Here is a 20,861-nt window from a genome sequence, read left to right as displayed (position 1 = left end):
GAAACTAAACAGGCTTGCCGCCCCGGGGGATCCCGCAGCAGCAAGCCTGATCTTTATTCATCTTCATCTTCGTCTTCGCCGGAGATGGTTAACGCTGCATCCCGCTCCCGCAGATATGCCTCGGTCTCCCGGTCCCGCTGACGGCTCTTCTCCTTCAGCCGTTCGATAGCGGGCAGGATCAGCAGATCCACCTCGCGCTGGATGGTATAGGCCAGATCGTACCGGCTCTGGCTCTCCAGGTACGAGCCCGCTTCCATCAGGGCATTGTACCGCTCCAGCTCCTCCCGGGTCAACAGCCCCCGAACCTGGACGCTGCAGTGTCTCATAACCGGCCTTTCTTGATGACCAGCGGAATGCCGCCGATCTTGTAGAGGTACCGGATATCGACAGCCTTCTTCAGCATGGCCGCTACGGTTCCCTTGAACTTGCGGTCGCCGACCACTCCGATAGCTTCGTTCTTGCCGAGGGACGCGACGACGCCCCGGTTGATGAACTTGAACTCCTTCATCGGCGTGTTGCGGATGGCCGCCACCAGGTTATAGGCCACAATCTCTCCCTGCTGGGTGGCGATCTGCGCCGTCGGCGGATACGGCTTGCCATCCTCGTTGAGGACGATGGAGCAATCGCCGACGACATAGACGTTGTCGAATTCCTTGGTGCGCAGCATCTGGTCTACGACGATCCGGCCGCGCATGGTCTCGAAGCCCGCTTCCTCCAGCATCCGGTTGCCGCGGACGCCGCCGGTCCAGACCACCGTGCCGGACTTGATCACTTCGCCGTCCATCAGCACGACGCCGTCCGGCGTACATTCCTTGATGGCGCTGGCGATCTTGAAGACGACGCCCTTCTTGCTCAGCACCTGCATGGCGTACTCCACCAGCTCCGGATCGAAGCCCGGAAGAGCGGTCGGAGAAGCCTCGATGTTGTAGATCTTGACCAATGCAGGATCCACATCGAATTCACGGCACAGCTCCGGCACCCGGTCCGCCAGCTCCCCGATGAACTCGATTCCGGTAAACCCGGCTCCGCCTACGACGAAGGTGATGTAATCCGTGCGGCCCGGCTCACGCTTGAACTTGGCGAACTGGTATTCGATATGCTCCCGGATCAGGCGGACGCTGTTGATGCTGCGGATATTCATGGCATACTCGCGGAGTCCCGGAATACCGAAGGTTTCCGGTTCGCCACCCAGGCCGACGACCAAGTAGTCGTAGGAGAGGGTGCTGTCCTCGAGGATGATCTTTTTATCATGGGGACGGATCTGAACGACCGTGGATTTGACGAAGTCGATCTTGAATTCATCGATGAGCTTGGAGATATCGACGCGCGCATTCTCCGGATTGTCCGTGCCGGCCGCAGGCATATGCAGATGAGTGGTGATATAGTGATAATCATGCTTGTTGACAAGAGTCACATCGGCTTCGTTATAATTCAGCTCTTTCTGGAGCCCGATGGCCGTGACGATCCCGCCGTAACCGGCGCCTAAGATGACAATTCTAGGTATTCGGCTCATAAGTATCCCTTCCGTCTTCTATAAGTTCTGTATCCTTGCTAACTTGTGAAATTTTGCACTACTGACTGCAGGAAAAAGTCTTAATTCACATAGTTTTCACATCTATACATGAATTATTTGCAGAAGATCGTGTTATAATCACAAGTTCATTTTCCCAGTCTTATGAAATCATATAATTATCTTTTCAAAAGATCAAGTCCAAATTATCATTTTATATGACTATTATCACAAAATAAACCCGTAAAAATCAACAAATTATTGTCTTTTACTAAATTTTTATTTTTTGACGAACGCTATAGCCGTGAACCGTTAAAAATATCGCCAAAGTGTGATGCATCGGGTTTCTTTCTGCCCCATTGACGCTTATAATAAATACTAATTTGATTTTGGTATATTGTGAAATTTATAACAATCTTAGAACTGAGGTGCCCTTATTTATGGAACAGCAAGAGCTTGATCAGAGCATGACGGACATTATCGTAATCGGCGGTGGCCCCGCCGGCATATTCGCAGCCTTCTATGCGGGGATGCGCCAAGCGAGCGTCAAGCTTATAGAAAGCATGCCCCAATTGGGCGGCCAGCTGGCAGCCCTCTACCCGGAGAAGTATATCTACGACGTAGCCGGCTTCCCGAAGGTACGAGCCCAAGAACTGGTGGATTCCTTAACCGCCCAGATGAGCCAATTCCCCGTACAGGTCTGCCTGGAGGAGAAGGTCTTGAATGTCATCAAGAAGGATGAGCGCCACTTCGAGGTGGTTACCGACCAAGGCGTGCACACCTCCAAGGCCATCATCATCACCGCCGGTGCCGGAGCCTTCGAGCCGAAGCGTCTGGAGCTGCCCGAGGCCGCCCGCTATGAGAGAAAGAACCTGCATTACTTCATCAAGGACCTGAACTCCTTCAAGGGCCAGCGGGTGCTGGTCAGCGGTGGCGGCGACTCGGCCGTGGATTGGGCCATGATGCTGGAGCCCATCGCCGAGCAGGTGACCCTGATCCACCGCCGCGACAAGTTCCGGGCCCACGAGCACAGCGTGGAGCTCTTGATGCAGTCCAAGGTGAATGTCGTGACTCCGAAGGAGGTCGTGGCCCTTCACGGTGAAGACCGGATCGAGGCCGTCACCATCAAGGATACCAAGACCGGGGAGGAATCCCAGCTTGACGTGGATGCCTTCATCGTCAACTACGGCTTCAACTCCTCTCTCGGCCCGATTGCCGAATGGGGCATCCAAATTGAGTCCGGCTCCATCGTCGTCGATACCCGCATGCAGACCAACATCCCGGGCATCTTCGCCGCCGGCGACATCACCACCTATCCCGGCAAGCTGAAGCTGATCGCCGTCGGCTTCGGCGAGGCCCCCACCGCCATCAACAACGCCAAGGTGTACATTGATCCGGACGCCAAGCTGTCACCGGGACACAGCAGCAGCATGAAATTCAAGTCATAAATCTTGGAACGAACAGGCATCCTACCCTTATCTATCGTGATTAGGGAGGATGCCTTCTTTGTCTACCATGTGTCCCGTATGCAACGGACTAACCTCACTTCACCTGCTCTGTCCCAAATGCGGCTCCCCCGCCCAGGACGACGGAAGGCTGAACGATTATCTAGGGCCTTATTCGCCTTACAGGCCCATCGATGAGGTCGGGCTTACGAACGGATTCCTCGATGTCCACACGCACCGCTGTACCCATGTGGGCCATTGCGGGTCGTGCGGCTATGTTTTCCACAGGTTCGTGCAGGAATGGCGGGTGTAAGGAACAACAAAAAAAGCTCAGTTCGCCTGAGCTTGTGGATAATGGGGAATGTGCAGTTTGCGTCTCTTGATCTCCGTCAGCAACAGTTCGATAAATTCATGCTCCAGCTTCAGATCGACAGCCCGGAAATACGATTCCAGAAGGACTTCATTGCTTAATATTCTCATCATTATCACCTACCGGCTTACGTGGTAGATTCATAGTATCATGATAGAATGAATAGAACAAGCGTTCCGGTTATCCACACTCTCCTGTGCACAGACTGTGGATAGGATGTTGACAGACCTCGAGATATGTCTATTTATCCGTGTTGATTTGTGGATAAAAGTTATACACATCTGCGGACAAGTCGGGATATGTCGAAAGATTTTCTTCCAAATCAAGGATTTTGTCCTCCCGGACGGTACAGGAAAGAATAGATCATCAGATACCCCATGATGCCGAACACGCCGGCCATTGCGATGAACCGGTAGGGCTCCGGCTCCAGGAAGACCGGTAGATCCGCCAGCATCCGGTGCGGATCGGTGAGCACCCACCAGCTGTTCCAGCGCAGCTCCCTCCCCACGTACACACCCACCGCCTGCAGCACCAGCACGGTGAAGCTGAACCCCCATCCCGCCGGCCAGCCGTACTTTCGGCGCACGGCATGGTGGAAGACGTACAGCGAGACGTAACCCAACAGCAGCGAGATCCAGGCGAACAGCACCAGCATGAACAGATCGGACCAAGGCCAGAGCCCTTTTCCCCGCACGTAGGTGAAATGGATCAGATCCGTCACCACATAGGAAGCATTGGGAAGAAACAGCAGCCAGCTGCCGCCCAGCGCCCAGCGCACCGCCCGCCGGATGCTTCCGCCAGCCGGGCTTGTCCCAAGCCAATGCCAGGCTGTGCCGGCCCACATCGGAATCCAAGCCAAGAAGAGATTCCAGATCATAAAGGTATAGAATCCGGTTCCGGAGATCTTGACCCGGTACAGCACCCACAGACATCCTGCGGCTGTCGCCAAGACGAAGCCGGCATACCACCGGATCCAATCACTACGATACATGAACTTTTCACGCGTCCTCTCTCCAAGGGGGCTTTTCTTTTGCACCCGATTCGATTATTGTAAATATTATACATGTTTGCCCCCCAAAAAGAAAAAGCCCCCAAACGGCTGGTCAGGAGGATGTATCATCATGGATCGAATCGCCGTCATCTCGGACATTCACGGCAACCAGCCCGCTCTGCTGGCCGTGCTCCAGGACATCCGTCAGAGGGGAATCGGACGGATCTACTGTTTGGGCGATCTTGTCGGCAAGGGCCCCAGCCCCGACGCCGCCGTGGATCTGGTCCGCGGAAGCTGCCAGGTAGTGGTTCAGGGCAATTGGGACGATCTCGTAAGCCGCAAGAGCGACGCCGTACTCGATTGGCACCGGGACCGGCTGGGCCCGGACCGGCTCCGGTATCTGGAGCACCTGCCGTATTCCCATGACTTCTATATGAGCGGTCGCAAGATCCGCCTGTTCCACGCTTCGGCCAAGGGGTTGTACCACCGCGTTCAGCCGGGTCATCCCCTCGAGGAGCGGATGGCCATGTTCGATCATACGGAGCTTGTGGACCGGGGCAGTTCTTCCGGTGAATCTTCCGCTCCGGATGTCGTCGGCTACGGCGACGTGCACAACGCCTTCGTCCAGCATCTCGGCAGACGGATGCTCTTCAATGCCGGCAGCGTAGGCAACCCCCTCGATATGAACCAGGCGGTCTATGCTGTCCTCGAGGGAAACTTCGGCTCGCTCCAGCCTGCCCCGTTCGGGGTTCAGCTGGTACGGGTCCCTTACGACATCGAAGGAGCCATCCGCCAAGCAGAGGAAGCGGATATGCCGGATCTGGAGCCGTACGCCAGAGAGCTCCGGACGGCCCGGTACCGGGGATTGCCTCCGGCCTGAACATAAGCAAACAAACAGCGCCCGGCCGGGATACGGTCCGAGCGCTGTTGTGTGTCGGGATGAGGCCGCTTAAGAGGGAAGCAGCGCGTCCCGCTCCACGGCACCCGGGATCTTCTCCATCCATCCGTACCGGATCAGGAGCTCGGTCCCGTCGTCCCCATAGGTGCCGACCTGGGCCATCAGCTGTACGTACTCTGCAGCCAAGTCCCGTCGCACGCTTCCGGCGAGGGCATTCCCGAGGCCTCCGATGCCGATGGCCGTCAGGAACACCGTATGGAACAGCATCAGTTTCTCGGAGAATGGAGGGCGTGTGGATGCCGTGACCTCGGCATCCAGATTGGCCGGGGACGGAAGCCCGTCCTTCTCCAGATAAGTACGGAGGGTCACGATATGCCGTTCCGCCAGTGCCTTGCCCCGCAGGACGAACTCCATCACATCTTTGGTCCTGCAAGCTTGGGCGAACCCGCTCATGAGCGCCTTTCCCAAGGAGTTGGTGATGATGTTCAGGTGAACATGCGCGATCTCTACCGCATTCAAGGGCCGGCGGTCCCCGAACCAGCCGTTCAGCCATCCTTCCTTCTGGACGAGCTCCGAATGCTCCGGAAAGGGAATGACCGGTGTCTTGAACAGCTGCCCTCTCTCCAGCAGCAGAGTGGTAGCCCTGTTCAGGAGCTCCGTCGCCGTCTTCAGATTATGGTTGAAGAATTCGCGGATATCGCTTCGGAAGGAGCTCCCGACTGCCAGGCCATAGGCAGCCACCCCCGAAATACCCATCTGCCTAAGATAATGAAGCACGAGTGTATCGGTGAAGAGCGGAGGGGCTCCCAGATCCACATCCTCACTGGAAAAAGCCTCAGGCTTAGGGACGCCTTCCTCCGCAAACAGCTTGATCTTAAACGACAGATGCTCCTCCGTCAGACTCAGTGCGAACGCGATGATGGACCGGATCTCCGTGTCCTGTACGGTGGCTTGGAAGTGGTTAAGCACGGCTTTCGCCATGCTGTCGCCCAGAAATCCGGACCAAAGCGGCGCAAGCTCCCCGGTAGTAATAGGAACTCCATGGTTCACCATCAATGTCCCTCCAATCTTGTAACGTATCCTTAACCTGCCCAAAAGGTTCCTCGTTTATTTCATAGGAATGAGAATCAAAAAAAAGCAGCCCGGGGGGCTGCTTACTTCTTGGGTACGACACCGAGCTTCAGATCGCGGAAGTTCTGGGTGTCATTCCACATCGCGTCGAATTGCTTCTTCCATTGCTTCGCCGTCTCCGGTTCCCGCAGGACGACCAGCATCTCGTCGTTGGAGGTGGAGGCATTCACCGTATAGTTGAAGGAGCCGGTGGTGGCGGTCTGATCGTCGACGATGGACATCTTCAGGTCCATCAGACCCTTGCGCGAATTCTCCTTCACGGGAATCCCGGCCTCCAGGAGGCTCTTCAGCTTGTCCGACTGGGCCGCATTGGCGGATTCCGTCCGGTCGGTGATGACCCGGACCTGAACCCCCCGGATGCGCGCATCCAGGATGGCTGCGACGATCTCTTCATGGTTGATGGCGCTGATGGCGATATCCAGCGTGCTCTTGGCCGATTTGTATACTTGGATCAGAAGCTGCTCGGGCTTTTGCCCCGATTGGGTGAAGGCCGTCTCCACCTTCTGCGGTGCGGCATCTGTTGCAGCTGGTGCCACGGTAGCCGTATCGATCTTAGCCGTACCGCCGGTCCCCGTCCACAGATGGGCGGAAATTCCCACAGCCATCACAATCGTCAGCGCTCCCGTAATGACATGGGAGGTATCCGGCACTATCCTCCCCCGCATGGAAGGCAGGAACCGGTGGGTTCTCCCATACTGATGCTCCCAGCGGTGCTCCTGGCTCTCGGATCCTCCCTGCCAGTAGGGGATCCACCAGGTGACTGCTTGAACCACCGCATAGAGCAGCGCAATGACCAGGCCTGCCGCAACCGCCAGCCGATTGGGTGACAGGTTCAAGAGCAGGACCAGACCCAGTGGGATGTAATGCACCGCCCAATCCCGGGTGCGGCTCTTCACGCTCTTCCGGGAGAGATCGTTCAATGGAAACATCGGTACAAAATCAATCGCGATACGCCAAACCAGTAGCAGTCCCGTCACCAACACCGCAAATCCGGTCCCATTCATCGGCCTTCCTCCCCGCTGTGCCATTCTAGGAAACTCTTCTTCTCTTCATAGTATCAAATGTTTGCCTTGAATTGGAAGTGACTGCGGTCATTATGACCAGAGAAAAGGGTTCCATAGATTCCCAGAATGGTTGAATATGTGTATAATAATGGAATTATATCCATTATGGAGGCGATATTTCTATGAAGACGAAAGGGATTATCCTGACCGTCCTGCTGTTTTCCGCTCTGACCACAACGGCAAACGCCATGTATGAACGCGTCATTCAGGCTAAGGTTTCCCATGCGAAGCTGTTCGTCAATGATCAAGAGGTACGCTTCAAGGACGAAGAAGCCCCCTTATTAAGTTATAACGATCGCGTCTATGTCCCGTTAAGACAATACTCCAACGCACTTCATCTACCTGTCGGTTATGATGATGCTAAAGAGACCATTACCGTTAACAACAATGTGAATTATCTAGGAAAATCTCAAGCTCATGAGACCGTATCCAACGACCACTTCAAGCTGACCATTCATACGGCCAAAACCGAATATATGGAGGGAGAGCCCGTCCGGATATGGTCTAGGTTGGTGAATGAGCAGGACAAGGCCATTACGATTCGTCATGGTGAACCGATACTGGGTCTCTCGATCAAGGATGAAGCCGGCTATGAGTCTAATCAAATCTATGCGCTAGTCAGCGCCAGAACGGTCTTCGAGCCCGGTGATGAGTATGCCGCCACCCTCGGAACATGGAACATTATCCAATACAACAGCTACAAAATAGGCCAATATGATATCATTACCTATGAAAAAACAATGCCGTCTCCCGGAAGCCTGCCGAAGGGCAAATACATCATTTCCTCCCACGCAAACTATCGGTTAGACGGAGAGAAAGAAGACTACCATCTGAAGGCCACCGTGGAGATCACGGTCCAATAAAACGAAAGAACCTCCCGCAAGGCGGGAGGCCGGAATTCACACCCCCGAAACTTCTGTTCGGGGGTATTAGTTGTCCATCGTCAGTCGTCGCACTTCTCGACTTGGCCCTCTTCGTCCTTCACCTTGAAGGATGAGCCGCAGCCGCAGGACGCTACCGCATTGGGGTTGTCGATGGTGAACCCGCCCCCCATGCCGCTGTCCTTGAAGTCGATCTCGACGCCGTTCAGGTAACGCAGGCTGTCGGATTCGACGACCACCTTGAGTCCCTTAATATCCAAAGCCTCATCTCCGTCGTGGACCTCGTCGTCGAAGCCCATGGCGTAGGAGAAGCCGCTGCATCCGCCCGGACGGACGCCCAAACGCAAGAACAAATCCGGGGTTTCCTCAGCCGCCAGCAGCTCCTTGATCCGGTCTGCCGCGGAATCGCTAATGTTAATCATGAGTCGCCCTCCCTTCCTTATAGTCAGTATAGCCCGTAAGGGGGACGGCTACAAGTCGAAGCGGCATCATGTCTCTTAGAAGTCAGTGCGCGCGGGCTGCCGAGCCTCTCTGGAAGCTGCGTGCGATGGAATAATACTGCAGCAGGAGCTCGTCCAGCTGTTGGCTGGCCCGCATGACGGCCGGATGCACGATCCCCAGCTCGTCCGCCAGACGGTTCATCAAACTTCTTTTATTTTCAATTTTGACCACAATATCCTCGATCGGCTCCAAGCAGGCGACACACATTTCCATCTCACCTTATCCAGTCTTTATCCGAAACCCACAATGCACTAGTATACATGAATTTCTAACAAAAGGGAACAAATTCCCGCACTGAAATTGCAAGAATTCCCTTTTTTCAGGAGAATTCCTGCATTCATTTCGTATTGCCCCGCCTATCCTGTAGGTTTATAATGAAAAAGATAAATTTGAAGTTTTGGTGAACACGCGACGCTCCCAAGCAGCCGCCAGATCCTGCCGGGGCTCCGCTGTGGCATGTGCAAGCTTTCACAGCCGGAGATGCCGGCTCATTCGAACCACCAGATGAAGGAGGGGCTTACCCGTGAGCATCATTATCCCCACCCCGGGAACCCGCATGGCTGAAATCGCCGAGAAGGTCCGCAACGGACAACGGCTGTCCTTGGAGGACGGTATGTTCCTGTATCAGTCGGACGATCTTTTGACCATCGGGCAATTAGCCAACGAAGCGAACCAGCGGAAGAACGGAAACAACGTCTACTTTATTGAGAATATGACCTTGTACTTCACCAACGTCTGCGAGGCGCACTGCGCCTTCTGCAATTACCGCAAGGACGAGGGCCAGGAAGGGGCCTTCACCCTGACCGGTGAAGAGATGATCGACTATGTCGAGAAGCACATCACTCCCGGCGTCCGGGAGTTCCACATCACCGGCGGACATAACGACAAGGTTCCGTTCCAGTATTACAAGGACTGCATCCGCGCCCTGAAGAACAAGTATCCGCATATTACAATCAAAGCCTACACGGCGGCGGAAATCGACTTTTTCTCCCGGATCAGCGGCCTGAGCTATAAGGAAGTGCTGCAGGAGCTCCGCGAGGCGGGGCTCGACACCATGCCGGGCGGCGGAGCGGAGATTCTCTCCGACCATTACCGCCAGAAGATGCGGGTAGAGAAGGCAACTCTGGACCAATGGCTGGAGGTCCACCGGACCGCCCACCAGCTGGGCTTCAAAACCCATGCCACCATGCTCTACGGCTCCATCGAATCCCAGGAGCAGCGCCTCCAGCACATGATCTACCTCCGGGAACTGCAGGACGAGACCAACGGCTTCATGGTCTTCATCCCGCTGGCCGTCCAGCCGATCAGCCAGAGTGCCGGCATCAAGCGGCGCACCAGCGCCTTCGACGATCTGAAGACCATCGCCATCAGCCGCCTGATGGTGGACAATTTCCCGCACGTCAAAGCATACTTCATCAATATCGGAACCCAGCTTACCCAGCTGGCCCTGTCCTTCGGCGCCTCCGACGTACACGGCACTCTGGTCCGGGAGCGCATCAGCCATTCCGCCGGCGCGCTGACACCGGCAGGACTGACCCGTGACGAGCTGATCTGGCTCGTGAAGGGCGCCGGACGCACCCCGATCGAACGGGATACGTTCTATAACGTGATCAAGACCTACTGACCGGAGGACGCGCAACCATGGATTGGCTGATCGCGATGATGCTGGTCTTTCAATCGCTGACCTCCGCGGCGGACACCCAGGCCAAGGCGGAGGCGGAGCTTCTGCGGCAGGCCATCGCTCTCGAGGCCTCCTATTATGCCGAGCCGGCCCAGGCCGAGCGTCTGATGGAGGAGCCGATGGTGCTGCTCCCCTCCACCGTGGACCAGGGGGATGCCCTCCTGGTCCGCTCCCGGAGCGGCGGCGAGGTGGCTTGGCAGGGCAGGTCCTACCCGCTGCAGGAATTCGGCGCCGGATATTTCACCCTGCTGCCCGTTCCGACGGATACGAAGCCCGGCACCTACCCGCTGACGGACGGTCACGGCAGCGCTGTGCTGACCGTGAAGACCAAAGCCTTCGATACGGACCGTCTGACCGTCACCCAAGAGCAGGAGAGCATGTGGCAGAATACGGACCGGATCAACGCCGACCAGAAGAAGATCGATCTGGCCCGCAGCAAGTCCGAGCCCCGGTTTCTGTATCGGGAGCCCTTCGTGAAACCGGTTAACGGCAGGCTGACCACCCCTTACGGCTATACCCGCTACGTCAACGGCGTCTTCAACAGCATTCACCGGGCCGTGGATCTGGCCGCACCCACAGGCACTCCCGTCAAGGCTGCCAACAGCGGCAAGGTGGTTCTGGCCGAGGAGCTGTATCTGACCGGGAATTCCATCTATATCGATCATGGCATGCATTTATTTTCCCAATATGCGCACTTATCCAAGCTGTCGGTTCGCACCGGCGATACGGTAACGGCCGGCCAGGTGATCGGCGAGGTGGGCAGCACCGGCTTCTCAACCGGGCCGCACCTGCACTTCACCTTCTGGATCGGGAACACGGCCACCAATCCGGACCGGTTCTTCGACAAGACGCCGTTCCGCTGGCAGAACAAATAGAGATTGCAGGATCATGGTTCCTAAGGGAGGGCAGACCGAATGAAGAAGCTCGTGATTTTGGGTGGCGGTTACGGAGGTTTGACCATCGCGCACCATCTGTTGGAGAAGGACATTCCCCAAGACACGGTTATCCTGATGATCGACCGGCTGCCGTTCCAGGGATTGAAGACCGAGTATTATGCCCTAGCCTCCGGAACCATCTCGGAGCGGGACGTCCGGGTGGGATACCCGGTCCATCCCCATCTTCAGATGAAATACGGAGAGGTAACCGCAATCGATCTGGAGAACAAGCAGATCCGGATGGCCGGCCAGGATCCCCTCTCCTACGACTGGCTGGTCGTCGGTCTGGGCTGCGTGGATAAATACCATGACATCCCCGGTGCGGAGGAATTCACCTGCAGCCTGCAGACCATGTCCGCCACCCGGAGAACCTATCAGAAGGTGCAGGACGTACGCCCCTTCGGCCAGATTACCGTCGTCGGCGGAGGATTGTCGGGTGTCGAGATCGCCGCGGAGCTTCGGGAAAGCCGGCCGGACCTGTCCATCCGCATCCTGGACCGGGGACCGAGCATTCTGTCCGCTTTCCCCGAGAAGCTCCAAGGCTTCGTCCGGGAATGGTTCCTGGAGCATGACGTGGAGATGCGTTCCCATGTGGCGCTCACCCGTGTCGAGGATGGTGCTCTGTATGACGGCGGTATGCCGATCGTGACCGATGTAACCGTCTGGACCGCAGGCATCCAACCAAGCCCCGTGGTCCAGGCCATGCCGGTAGAGAAGGATGCCATGGGCCGGGTCAAGCTGGATGAATACCACCGGATACCGGCCTACCCCGAGGTGTTCGTCGTTGGGGATTGCGCCAGCCTGCCCTTCTCCCCCAGCGCTCAAGCAGCCGAGGGACAGGGCAAGCAGATTGCCCTGATTCTCCGGGCCCTCTGGAAAAACGAAACGCCTCGGCTCGGACTGATCAAGCTGAAGGGCGTCTTAGGCTCCCTCGGCAAAAAGTCCGGCTTCGGCGTTATGGGCAATCGTACGGTTATGGTGGGCAAGGTCCCTAGAGCTCTGAAAAGCGGGGTCCTCTGGAAATCCAAGCGCCACTTCGGGTAATGTGCGGCAGCGGCAGACCTTATCCGTCTCCCAGGACGCGGTCCATCTCCTCCAGCTCCTTGATCTTCTCCATGATGCGTTCCATGAGCTGCTCCGCGGTCTCGCCCGCAACGGTCTCTCCGTTCACCAACGCATAAGGAAACAGGTAGCATTCTCCGCAATTGCCGAGACAGCCGTATTCGACCACGTCGTAATCCGGCGACTGCTCCAGCTTCTTCATCACCTCGGCGGTGCCGTGGTGCATATTGTTCGTGCAGAATTCGATGATCGGCCGCATGGCAAGCTTCCCCCTTACATTCCCGGCTCCCTGGAGGCTGCCGGGCCGTGCAACCAATTTTATTTTTTGTGTACTTGTAATATAATAATAAAAGAAAGGAGTTGAGGCAAATGAGTGAACAGAATACAGTATACGATGAGGTTATGGAAGTTCTCGATAAGCTGCGCCCGTTCCTTCAGCGTGACGGCGGGGACGTGGAGCTGGTGGACGTGGAGGACGGAGTCGTGAAGCTGAAGCTGATGGGCGCTTGCGGCAGCTGCCCGAGCTCGACCATCACTCTGAAGGCCGGCATCGAGCGTGCCTTGGTCGAAGAAGTTGAGGGCATTACGGAAGTCGTTCAGGTATTTTAATAGATTCCCGAACCAGAACAAGGCCATCTTCCTGCGGGAGGAGGGCCTTTTTTTGGCACATTCGGGGCGGCAGCCGGAGAATCCGTTATAGCCAAAGTTTCCATTCCCGCTCTTCCGGCCGATTGCTATGATGAAGAATGGCGTACAAGAAAATATAGATAAAGGAGGAGGCCGACAATGACTCAGGAAGGCATCCTGCAAGTGAACGGTTGGAACCTGCGCTACCGGATCGAAGGGGAAGGCACTCCGGTGCTGGCAATCGGCAGCAGTGTCTTCTACCCGAGGCTCTTCCCGCGGGAGCTGCTGGCGCAAGGGCGGTTCATCCATGTGGACCACCGGGGATTCGCAGAACCCCCGGTGGGCATGGAAAGCTTGAACGAGGGGACGGTCGAGGACCGGGTGATCGAGGATCTGGAAGCGGTCCGGCAGGCTCTGGGACTGGGGCAGGTGGCGGTTCTGGGGCACTCGGGACACGCATTCTTGGCCATGGCCTATGCCCGGAGTTATCCGGAAGCGGTATCCAAGGTGATTCTGCTGAATACCGCTCCCACCAATAGCCCCGAGAGGCAGCAGACCAGCTTCGAGCACTTTCTCCGGCACGGCTCCCCGGAGCGGTTAAGCCGCTTCGAGCGGGATATGGCCCATCTGGAGCAGGATCTTGCTGCTGAGCCCGAGCGGCGGTTCGCCCATGTCTGTATCCGGATGGGAGCCCAGAGCTTCCGCGATCCCGGCTATGACGGGGCATGGCTGTGGAACGGGATCTATACGAACATGCCTGTCATCGATCATCTCTGGGGAGAGGCCTTCGCCCGCCGCAGCCTGCTGGAGGAGCTGCGCCTGGTCCACCAGCCCGTGTTCCTGGGGCTGGGCCGTTACGATTATTTGGTGGGGCCGGACACCTTGTGGAACGGGGTGGAGGAAGCGTTTCCGCACGTGACGAAGCATATCTTCGAGGGGAGCGGACACTATCCGATGCTGGAGGAGCCGGAGGCCTTCCACACCGTCTTATCCGGGTGGCTCGTCAACACTCCCCGCGCTTAGGAAGCCAGCATGAAGCATGATCACGGGCGAAGGCGCCGAAGGTGTTGGGCCGTCGTCCCAGAATCCGCTCGAGCTCTCCCGTGACCCTCTTGGCCATGCCCAGCTTCGTCATCAGGTACAGTCCGCACATGACGGTGACGTAGCTTCGGTCCACGCCTTGGCGGAGCTTCTCTCTCCGGAACCTGAAAGTTGACGGATTCGAGTAGGTGATGGGCCGCTCCAGGACTTCGGTTAAGATGGCCGCCGCTTGATGGTAGGTGATCGCTTCCCCTCCCGTCAGATCGTAGGCGCGGTTGGCGTGAGAGTCGGGATTCATCAGAATCCGCGCCACCGCTTCGCCGATGTCCCGGGTATCGATGAAGCTGACCGGTGCCCGTCCGGCGGGCACGAAGACGTCGTTGCGGTCCCGGATGTCTTCCAGATGGGGGCCGGTCAGATTTTGCATGAAGAAGCTGGGCCTTAAGAAAGTATAGGCCATGCCGGAGGCGGCCAGCAGCTTCTCGATCTTCGCGTGGGGCGGAAAAGGGTTCTTCTCGATCCCCAAGAGCGACAAGAATACCACATGACGGACACCCCGGGCCTTCGCCGCCGCCACGAACGGGGCCAATTGTCCGGGATCGGACAGCGCCGGGGGGCGCATCAGGAAGATCCGGTCCACGCCGTCCAGCGCCTCGGCATAGGTAGCGGGCTCCCTAAAGTCAAACCGGACCAGCCGATACGCCTCCCCCAGCTTCTGGCGCGCATGCTCCGGGCTTGTCACAGCTCCTGTCACCTGATATCCCTGACGGTGGAGCTCTTGCGCTGCGTACAAGCCTACGTTGCCGGTGATGCCCGTAATCAGAGCATTATTCACGGATGGGTTATCCATCGATCATTCCCCCTCGTCCAGATTATGGATCAGCTTGGCCAGTGTGGCACGCAGCCGGTTGATTTCGTCGTCCTCCATCCGCTGGAGGGCGAGCCGGAGCGTTTCCTCGCTCTCCCGCATCAGCGGAGAAATCAGAGCTTCCGCTTCCTCCGTCAGCTCCACCAGCTGGGACCGGCGGTCCTGCGGATGGGTCGAGATGCGGACCCACTGCTTCTTGGACATACGTTCCAGAATGCCGGACAGCGTTGGACGGTCCATCTCGAGCCGTGCCGCAATCTGGGCGGGAGTATTCCGCCGCTCACCCGGCGTCATCTGCGCTTGATAGGCAAGATCCCGAAGCACCGACCATTGGGCTATCGTGATCCCATGCTGCTCCAGACGGGAAGAGAGCTTCCACTTCAGCCGCAATGCGGCCTTGTTCAACAGGTAGCCGATATTCGACTTTTCGGGCTCCATGGGAGTCCTCCTCACAACGAAATCGTTAGTGTGCATATAGTTAGTGTACAAACTAAATAGCTGTTACCACTATGAGGTTTCGCACATGACGCCAAAAAACAGGTTCCCCCCATAACCGTCTGTCCACGGCTGGAGGGAACCTGATGATTGGGTATAAGCTTACAGAATCCCCTTCGGGGGCATGATGGTGATCTCATCGATAAAGGCGCCATCGGGCTGACCCAAGAGATAAACCAGGTGAGCGGCCAGCGTCTCAGTGGGGATCATGTCGTCCAGGTTCGGCGTGGACTCCATGCCGTCCCAGAATGAGCTCTTGACCGAGCCCGGGATGACTGCCGTCACCTGCACGCCTTGACGGCGCAGCTCCGTCTGCAGCACCTTGGTCAAGCCCAGGAGGCCGAACTTGGAGGCGGAATAACCGGCACAGCCGGCCAGAGCCGTCGTTCCGGCGATGGACACCAGGTTCAGGATATGCCCCCTCCCCTGCTCCACCATCAACCGGCCGAAGGCTTGGGCACAGTGGAAGGCTCCCTTCAGGTTCACATCCACCATCCGGCTGAAGTCGTCCGCCGACATCTCCAACGTTCCGGCGAAGACGCCGAAGCCGGCATTGTTCACCAGGGCGTCCACGCGGCCGAACCGCTCGGCGCCCAGCCGTACGAAGGCCCGGACGGAGTCCTCGTCCGTCACGTCGAGCCCCGTCACCGCCACTTCGGCCTCAGGCGCGGCGGACTGAAGCTCAGCCGCAAGCTGCTCCAGTGCCGCCATATCGCGGGCGCCTAGCACCAGCTTGGCGCCATGCTGCGCCAGCTGCAGCGCCGTCTCCCGGCCGATGCCCCGGCTGGCGCCGGTTACGGCGACGGTCATGCCGCGCAGGCGGCTGTTCCAGTCGAACAAGCTTCCCGCCGCCGTCATGCCGTCACCCCTTGCCCGTAGGGAGCACCGCTGTATTCGAAGTAGTTCTTCTCCGTCTCATACAGCCCCACCTTCGACAGCTGAGGCAGCACCGGGGCGAGCAGGTCCCAGATCACCTTGACGAAGTTCTCCGAGGTGGGATTCAGCTCGCGGAACTCGACTGTGTCGAGATTCAGGTTTTTGTGATCGAAGCGCTTGATGATCTCCCGGTTCACCGCACCGTCCAGATCCGTCAGGTTGATGATCATCCCGGTGACGGGGTCCGGCGTTCCTTCCACCGTCACTTCCAGATAGTAGTTGTGCCCGTGTCCGTGTGGATTGTTGCACTTCCCGAACAGACGCAGGTTCTCTTCATCGGAGAGCGCCGCGGCATGCAAACGGTGGGCGGTGCAGAAATGATATTTTCGCGTCAGCTTGATCATGGAACCGCGCTCCTTTTCGGAATAGAGGTAGGGGTTCTCCCGGAGACGGATCCGGTGCAGCTCGCAGCCGGGCATTCCGCCCTCCAGAGACTCCCACAGATAAGTCACCAGATTCTCAGTGGTCGGAATCCGTTCGGAGAAGTAGGGAACCTCGCGGTCCAAAAATTTGCCGTCCAGCTCCCGGTCCAGGAAGCTGCCGACCACCCGGTCCACCTCCGTAATGTTCACCACCATGCCGCTCCGTTCGTCCACCGGCCCCCGGACCATAACCTCCAGCGTATAATCGTGTCCATGGCCGCTGGGGTTGCTGCAGGGTCCGAAGACACGCTCGTTCTCCTCTTGGCTCCAGGAAGGCACCCGGTACACATGAGCGGCAGAAAAATACAGCTTGCGCGACATATAAACCATGCTCAAGTCCGTTCCCTCCTTCATTCTGATCTTCATGCGGTCCGATCAGGTTCTGGCCGAGCGCTTCGCGTTGCTGAAGACGGCTTCCACCGTCCGGCACACCGCTTCGTAGCTCAGCGCCAGATCCGACAGATTCTCCCGCAGGCTCTCCACCTTCTGGCGGCCGTCATGCCGGATGGCGTTCTTCGCAAGCAGCATGTCGTCCACCATCTCCGCGTTCAAGAGATGGATCTCCATATTCCGCTGGCTTCGCAGACGGCGCAGCGGCTCCTGGTACGTCTTCTTCAGATCGAAGAGCCTCTGCTCCAGCTCCGCTTCGATCTTGCGCTCGTGCATCTGGCGGAGCACCGTAAAGTACGAGAACCGGGATTTCACCCGGCCGGTCCCCAGCGAGTACAGTTCATCCAGGAAGTACCCCAGCTTATCCAGCACGGAGAACACCCGGATAATCGCATTCTTATAGAAATAGAGGTAGCGGCGGTAGTGATCCCGCTCCTCCTCCTTCATGTCCTCGACATAGGCGGCTTTGACGAAACGGGCGAATTTCTCGGCGGCGTACTTGCTTTCCTCCAGCTCGTCGAGGGCATCCCGGAAGCCGGTGGCCCACAGCTCCAGCCTCGGGATGGCATGGGCGTCCGTAGTCTTGGAGGGGTGCCCCTTGGGGCCCAGCCGCTCCAGCTTGGTCCGGTAAGCGTCAATCGCTTCAAAGGCCTTCAGGAGCTCGCCTTGGTCCACCCGCTTGGGTTCGTTGAACAGGATGCGGAGCAATCGGGATCCCCCTTCATACGTGTCTTCTAGGCAAAATATTCGTTCCAGCGCCGGTCCACCAGAGACACGACATCGTCCCTCGGGATCAGCTCGTCCGGGTAGCCGGGCTTCATGCGGGCATCGATGATGATTGGCAGCTCATAAGCAATATGGTTGCGCTCAACCCGGGAGCGGGCGTAAATGTCCGTCGCCGGATTGAAGCGGGTGAAGACGGACCAGAGGAAAGCCGTCTGGTCCTCCGCACAATTGGCGTCATCCGCCACGATAACGAGCGGCCATTCAGCCAGCCTATCCCCGGACTCTTCCGCCAGGCGGGCCGCCAGCTCCGGATCCTCCGTGTAAGACGGGCCGGATACGACGAGACAGCCGCGGCAGTAGATCTTCAGGCCCCGGACGCCGGGCAGGTCGCCGCCCCGGTATACCCCGGGCAGCTGCCGGACGGGCTGGCCGACGCCCAAGAGCAGCGCCTTGCTGCCATGGTTCAGGCGGCCGCCGGTATAGTCCAGCGTGTCATGGGACGTGTGATTGAAGATGAACAAATCCTCGGACGGATTGAAGCGCTCCAGCACCGACTCCAGCAGCTCGGGGAACCGGGACAGATCCTGGGGCCGGTCCGTCACGATCAGGAACTTGGTCAGCGTCAGCTGGCCTTCCCCGAGGATGCGGAACGCGGAAGCCAAGGCCTCCCTCCGGTAGCTCTCCCGGACCACGGCGGCAGCCAGGGCGTGGAAGCCCGTTTCCGCGTAGGTCCACAGGTCCTTCACCCCCGGCATGGCTATGGGGAACGCCGGAGACAGGAGCCGCTGCAGGAACTCGCCCAGGTAGTAGTCCTCCTGGCGGGGCTTGCCCACCACGGTGGCCGGGTAAATCGCATCCTTACGGTGCCATATATGGTTGATGTTGAATACAGGAAAATCATGGGTCAGCGAGTAGTAGCCGTAATGATCGCCGAACGGCCCCTCCGCCCGCCGGACGCGGGGCGGAACCGAACCGCAGATGGCGAATTCCGCCTCCGCCACAAGACGGTGGCCGCCCATGGGATTGTCGGCCAGCTTCAGCTTCTCGCCCAAGATCAGCGAGGCCATAAGCAGCTCGGGCAGCTGCTCCGGGAGCGGCGCAATGGCGGATGCGATCAGGGCAGGAGGGCCGCCCAGGAATACGGTGACCGGCAGGGCTTCATTCCGGAGCTCCGCCTCATGGTGGTGGAAGCCGCCGCCCTTATGGATCTGCCAATGCATTCCCGTCGTGCTCCCGTCGAACACCTGCATCCGGTACATGCCCAGATTGTGCTGCCGGGTGGCCGGGTGCTCCGTGTAGACGAGAGGAAGAGTAACGAACGGTCCCCCGTCCTCCTGCCAGCTGGTGATGACGGGGAGCTTGGCCATCTTGTCCCGCCGGTCGCATACCTGGAGGACGGGAGCGGCAGCCGGGTTCACCGTCTTGGTGCCCACCTTCAACAGCTCCCAGAGAAGCCCCTTCTCCTGCCACAGAGAAGAGGGCTTGGGCGGAAGCAGCGTATGTACGGCCTGGACGGTCCGCTTCATCAGCTCCTCGGGTCTCGGGCCGAAGGCCAGATCCACCCGCCGGCGGGTGCCGAACAGGTTCGTCACCACCGGGAAGGCGCTGCCCTTCACGTTGGTGAACAGGAGGGCGGGCCCGCCCTCGTCGATGACGCGGCGGTGAATCTCCGCCAGCTCCAGATAGGGATCGACGGGGGCTTCGATGACCGCCAGGTCTTTTTCACGGCGGAGGGTATCGATGAAGGATCTCAGGTTGTCAGTTAACAAGGGAGACCTCCTCCTTGCTGCTGCGCGAGATGAGTAAGGTCAAGGCCGACAGGTAGCTCAACGTGCCGAACAAGCCGGCGATGAGCATGGCATGGATTAAGCCCGCAAGCAGATACCAGTCCGAGCCCAAGGAGAACGTTACGAAGGCGCCGCTGGCAGCCTGAAGCATGACCAGATAGAAGGACAGGGCGGCATAGGTCCGGATCTCCTTCGGGTAACGGGCCTGCTTCGCTTCATAGGCGAGCCGACCGATCAGAAGCAGCAGAAGGACGGCCCCGATCCGGTGCACGAAGACGATGCCGCTGGCGCCGGTCAGGTCGGGGATCAGCTCCCCGTTGCACAGGGGCCAATCCCTGCCGCAGCCGCCGGACGATTGTGTATGGCGCACATAAGCGCCCAGATAGACCACCGCATAGCAGTAGATCGTCACCAGCCAGGACAGGTTCCGGAGCCGGCCCATTCCCTGCGAGCGGCGGGCCATGTCGGCCAGCTCGGTCCGGTGGCGGGCGGCGGCCTCCTCCGGCGCAGCCGAGGGATCGTGATCCCGGGTGACGACGGCTAGAAGCAGCGTACAGGCGAAGGCGATCAGGGAGAAGCCGAAGTGAAGCGCCAGCACCGGAGGGGACTGGGGCCACATGACGGCGAAAGCTCCCATCAGGGCCTGGATGACAGTGAAGATCAGAGCCCCGGAGGCATAGAAGCGGACATCGCGGCGTCTGGAATACCGCCAGGCAGCCAGGAAGGAGGCCAGTACCAGAATGCCGGTGATGCCCGTCACGAACCGGTGGCTGTATTCAATCAACGACTCGATGGTGTAAGCGGGAACAAATTTGCCGTTGCACAGCGGCCAGTCGTCTCCGCAGCCGCGCCCCGACTCGGTCTTCGTGACCAGGGCGCCCATCACCAGCACCAGAAACATCAGGATGCAGGTCCATAAGGCCAGTCGTTTCATCTGTTTGTTCATACGGGTTCCTTCTCCGATCAAGAGGGTAAATAAGAATATTTATCAACAAATTTCATTATATCGGCTTTTATAAAGCGAAGCCAATTTAATATGTGACAAACTTTCGAACGGACAGGAACGGCATCGATCTCCCGATTTTCAGCGAATCAGTCCA

General features: G+C 58.2%; 24 protein-coding genes. 8 read left to right on the top strand and 16 right to left on the bottom strand.

What is annotated here, in order from left to right; translation table 11 throughout:
- Positions 1 to 53: 53 nt before the first annotated feature.
- Both ACSEXW_RS12545 and ACSEXW_RS12540 read right to left on the bottom strand, forming a co-directional pair.
- Positions 54 to 326, bottom strand: coding sequence for a hypothetical protein (locus ACSEXW_RS12545; RefSeq protein ID WP_438446493.1), 273 nt, complete (start codon positions 324 to 326; stop codon positions 54 to 56).
- Positions 323 to 1,513: an NAD(P)/FAD-dependent oxidoreductase gene (locus tag ACSEXW_RS12540; RefSeq protein WP_438446492.1), complete on the bottom strand. Its 1,191-nt coding sequence runs from the start codon at positions 1,511 to 1,513 to the stop codon at positions 323 to 325. The genes ACSEXW_RS12545 and ACSEXW_RS12540 overlap by 4 nt, the downstream gene beginning before the upstream one ends.
- Positions 1,514 to 1,950: 437 nt before the next feature.
- Between ACSEXW_RS12540 and ACSEXW_RS12535 the strand changes: the two genes are divergently transcribed.
- Positions 1,951 to 2,958, top strand: coding sequence for an NAD(P)/FAD-dependent oxidoreductase (locus ACSEXW_RS12535; protein WP_438446491.1), 1,008 nt, complete (start codon positions 1,951 to 1,953; stop codon positions 2,956 to 2,958).
- A gap of 327 nt (positions 2,959 to 3,285) precedes the next feature.
- Here ACSEXW_RS12535 and ACSEXW_RS12530 read toward each other — a convergent pair whose 3' ends face one another.
- The gene (locus tag ACSEXW_RS12530) at positions 3,286 to 3,435 is read right to left on the bottom strand and encodes a sporulation histidine kinase inhibitor Sda (protein WP_438446490.1); all 150 of its coding nucleotides are present in this window, start codon (positions 3,433 to 3,435) and stop codon (positions 3,286 to 3,288) included.
- Positions 3,436 to 3,647: 212 nt separating this feature from the next.
- Positions 3,648 to 4,316 (bottom strand): DUF1361 domain-containing protein, encoded by a 669-nt coding sequence (locus tag ACSEXW_RS12525; RefSeq protein WP_438446489.1) that lies wholly within the window; start codon positions 4,314 to 4,316, stop codon positions 3,648 to 3,650.
- A gap of 130 nt (positions 4,317 to 4,446) precedes the next feature.
- Between ACSEXW_RS12525 and ACSEXW_RS12520 the strand changes: the two genes are divergently transcribed.
- Positions 4,447 to 5,196, top strand: coding sequence for a metallophosphoesterase family protein (locus tag ACSEXW_RS12520; protein ID WP_438446488.1), 750 nt, complete (start codon positions 4,447 to 4,449; stop codon positions 5,194 to 5,196).
- A 69-nt stretch (positions 5,197 to 5,265) separates the two neighbouring features.
- Here the strand turns inward: ACSEXW_RS12520 and ACSEXW_RS12515 are convergent, their stop codons facing one another.
- Together ACSEXW_RS12515 and ACSEXW_RS12510 are read right to left on the bottom strand one after the other, a co-directional pair.
- On the bottom strand, positions 5,266 to 6,267 hold the full coding sequence (locus tag ACSEXW_RS12515) for a DUF3231 family protein (protein WP_438446487.1): 1,002 nt from the start codon (positions 6,265 to 6,267) through the stop codon (positions 5,266 to 5,268).
- A gap of 101 nt (positions 6,268 to 6,368) precedes the next feature.
- Positions 6,369 to 7,349, bottom strand: coding sequence for a phospholipase D-like domain-containing protein (locus ACSEXW_RS12510; protein WP_438446486.1), 981 nt, complete (start codon positions 7,347 to 7,349; stop codon positions 6,369 to 6,371).
- A gap of 182 nt (positions 7,350 to 7,531) precedes the next feature.
- Between ACSEXW_RS12510 and ACSEXW_RS12505 the strand changes: the two genes are divergently transcribed.
- Entirely contained in the window at positions 7,532 to 8,272 is a 741-nt protein-coding gene (locus tag ACSEXW_RS12505; protein ID WP_438446485.1) for a stalk domain-containing protein, read from the top strand.
- Between the two features lie 80 nt (positions 8,273 to 8,352).
- On the opposite strand, the gene ACSEXW_RS12500 is transcribed toward ACSEXW_RS12505, so the two are convergent.
- Together ACSEXW_RS12500 and ACSEXW_RS12495 are read right to left on the bottom strand one after the other, a co-directional pair.
- Entirely contained in the window at positions 8,353 to 8,712 is a 360-nt protein-coding gene (locus ACSEXW_RS12500) for a HesB/IscA family protein (RefSeq protein ID WP_438446484.1), read from the bottom strand.
- Positions 8,713 to 8,794: 82 nt separating this feature from the next.
- Complete coding sequence (locus ACSEXW_RS12495) at positions 8,795 to 9,004, bottom strand: Spo0E family sporulation regulatory protein-aspartic acid phosphatase (protein WP_438446483.1); 210 nt, start codon at positions 9,002 to 9,004, stop codon at positions 8,795 to 8,797.
- A 343-nt stretch (positions 9,005 to 9,347) separates the two neighbouring features.
- Between ACSEXW_RS12495 and mqnE the strand changes: the two genes are divergently transcribed.
- Genes mqnE through ACSEXW_RS12480 form a run of 3 tightly spaced genes read left to right on the top strand, consistent with a single transcriptional unit; the run spans position 9,348 to position 12,451 of the window.
- Complete coding sequence (gene mqnE, locus ACSEXW_RS12490; RefSeq protein WP_438446650.1) at positions 9,348 to 10,415, top strand: aminofutalosine synthase MqnE; 1,068 nt, start codon at positions 9,348 to 9,350, stop codon at positions 10,413 to 10,415.
- Positions 10,416 to 10,432: 17 nt separating this feature from the next.
- Positions 10,433 to 11,347 carry a M23 family metallopeptidase gene (locus ACSEXW_RS12485; RefSeq protein WP_438446482.1) on the top strand — a complete coding sequence of 305 codons (915 nt, stop codon included), beginning with the start codon at positions 10,433 to 10,435 and terminating at the stop codon, positions 11,345 to 11,347.
- Between the two features lie 39 nt (positions 11,348 to 11,386).
- On the top strand, positions 11,387 to 12,451 hold the full coding sequence (locus tag ACSEXW_RS12480) for an NAD(P)/FAD-dependent oxidoreductase (RefSeq protein ID WP_438446481.1): 1,065 nt from the start codon (positions 11,387 to 11,389) through the stop codon (positions 12,449 to 12,451).
- 19 nt (positions 12,452 to 12,470) lie between these two features.
- On the opposite strand, the gene ACSEXW_RS12475 is transcribed toward ACSEXW_RS12480, so the two are convergent.
- Positions 12,471 to 12,728 (bottom strand): YuzB family protein, encoded by a 258-nt coding sequence (locus tag ACSEXW_RS12475; protein WP_438446480.1) that lies wholly within the window; start codon positions 12,726 to 12,728, stop codon positions 12,471 to 12,473.
- Between the two features lie 110 nt (positions 12,729 to 12,838).
- Here ACSEXW_RS12475 and ACSEXW_RS12470 point away from each other — a divergent pair, with 110 nt between their 5' ends.
- Together ACSEXW_RS12470 and ACSEXW_RS12465 are read left to right on the top strand one after the other, a co-directional pair.
- Positions 12,839 to 13,078: a NifU family protein gene (locus tag ACSEXW_RS12470; RefSeq protein WP_438446479.1), complete on the top strand. Its 240-nt coding sequence runs from the start codon at positions 12,839 to 12,841 to the stop codon at positions 13,076 to 13,078.
- A 177-nt stretch (positions 13,079 to 13,255) separates the two neighbouring features.
- Positions 13,256 to 14,119 (top strand): alpha/beta fold hydrolase, encoded by an 864-nt coding sequence (locus tag ACSEXW_RS12465; RefSeq protein ID WP_438446478.1) that lies wholly within the window; start codon positions 13,256 to 13,258, stop codon positions 14,117 to 14,119.
- On the opposite strand, the gene ACSEXW_RS12460 is transcribed toward ACSEXW_RS12465, so the two are convergent.
- The 7 genes from ACSEXW_RS12460 to ACSEXW_RS12430 form a co-directional block, all read right to left on the bottom strand.
- Entirely contained in the window at positions 14,100 to 14,987 is an 888-nt protein-coding gene (locus ACSEXW_RS12460; RefSeq protein WP_438446477.1) for an SDR family oxidoreductase, read from the bottom strand. The genes ACSEXW_RS12465 and ACSEXW_RS12460 overlap by 20 nt on opposite strands.
- A gap of 3 nt (positions 14,988 to 14,990) precedes the next feature.
- A complete protein-coding gene (locus tag ACSEXW_RS12455; protein WP_438446476.1) occupies positions 14,991 to 15,443 on the bottom strand; it encodes a MarR family winged helix-turn-helix transcriptional regulator in 453 nt (150 codons plus the stop codon).
- A 159-nt stretch (positions 15,444 to 15,602) separates the two neighbouring features.
- Positions 15,603 to 16,358 (bottom strand): SDR family oxidoreductase, encoded by a 756-nt coding sequence (locus ACSEXW_RS12450; protein WP_438446475.1) that lies wholly within the window; start codon positions 16,356 to 16,358, stop codon positions 15,603 to 15,605.
- Positions 16,355 to 17,188 (bottom strand): 6-carboxytetrahydropterin synthase, encoded by an 834-nt coding sequence (locus ACSEXW_RS12445; protein WP_438446649.1) that lies wholly within the window; start codon positions 17,186 to 17,188, stop codon positions 16,355 to 16,357. The genes ACSEXW_RS12450 and ACSEXW_RS12445 overlap by 4 nt, the downstream gene beginning before the upstream one ends.
- Positions 17,189 to 17,233: 45 nt before the next feature.
- Complete coding sequence (locus ACSEXW_RS12440) at positions 17,234 to 17,956, bottom strand: Cthe_2314 family HEPN domain-containing protein (RefSeq protein ID WP_438446474.1); 723 nt, start codon at positions 17,954 to 17,956, stop codon at positions 17,234 to 17,236.
- 26 nt (positions 17,957 to 17,982) lie between these two features.
- The gene (locus tag ACSEXW_RS12435; protein WP_438446473.1) at positions 17,983 to 19,743 is read right to left on the bottom strand and encodes a UbiD family decarboxylase; all 1,761 of its coding nucleotides are present in this window, start codon (positions 19,741 to 19,743) and stop codon (positions 17,983 to 17,985) included.
- Positions 19,733 to 20,707, bottom strand: a complete 975-nt coding sequence (locus ACSEXW_RS12430) for a COX15/CtaA family protein (protein WP_438446472.1) — start codon at positions 20,705 to 20,707, stop codon at positions 19,733 to 19,735. Before ACSEXW_RS12430 ends, ACSEXW_RS12435 begins: the two co-directional genes overlap by 11 nt.
- Positions 20,708 to 20,861: the final 154 nt, after the last annotated feature.

This window comes from Oryzibacillus soli (assembly GCF_051594765.1).
GTDB lineage: Bacteria > Bacillota > Bacilli > Paenibacillales > NBRC-103111 > Paenibacillus_AR.
This window is presented reverse-complemented; position numbering and strand designations above follow the sequence as displayed.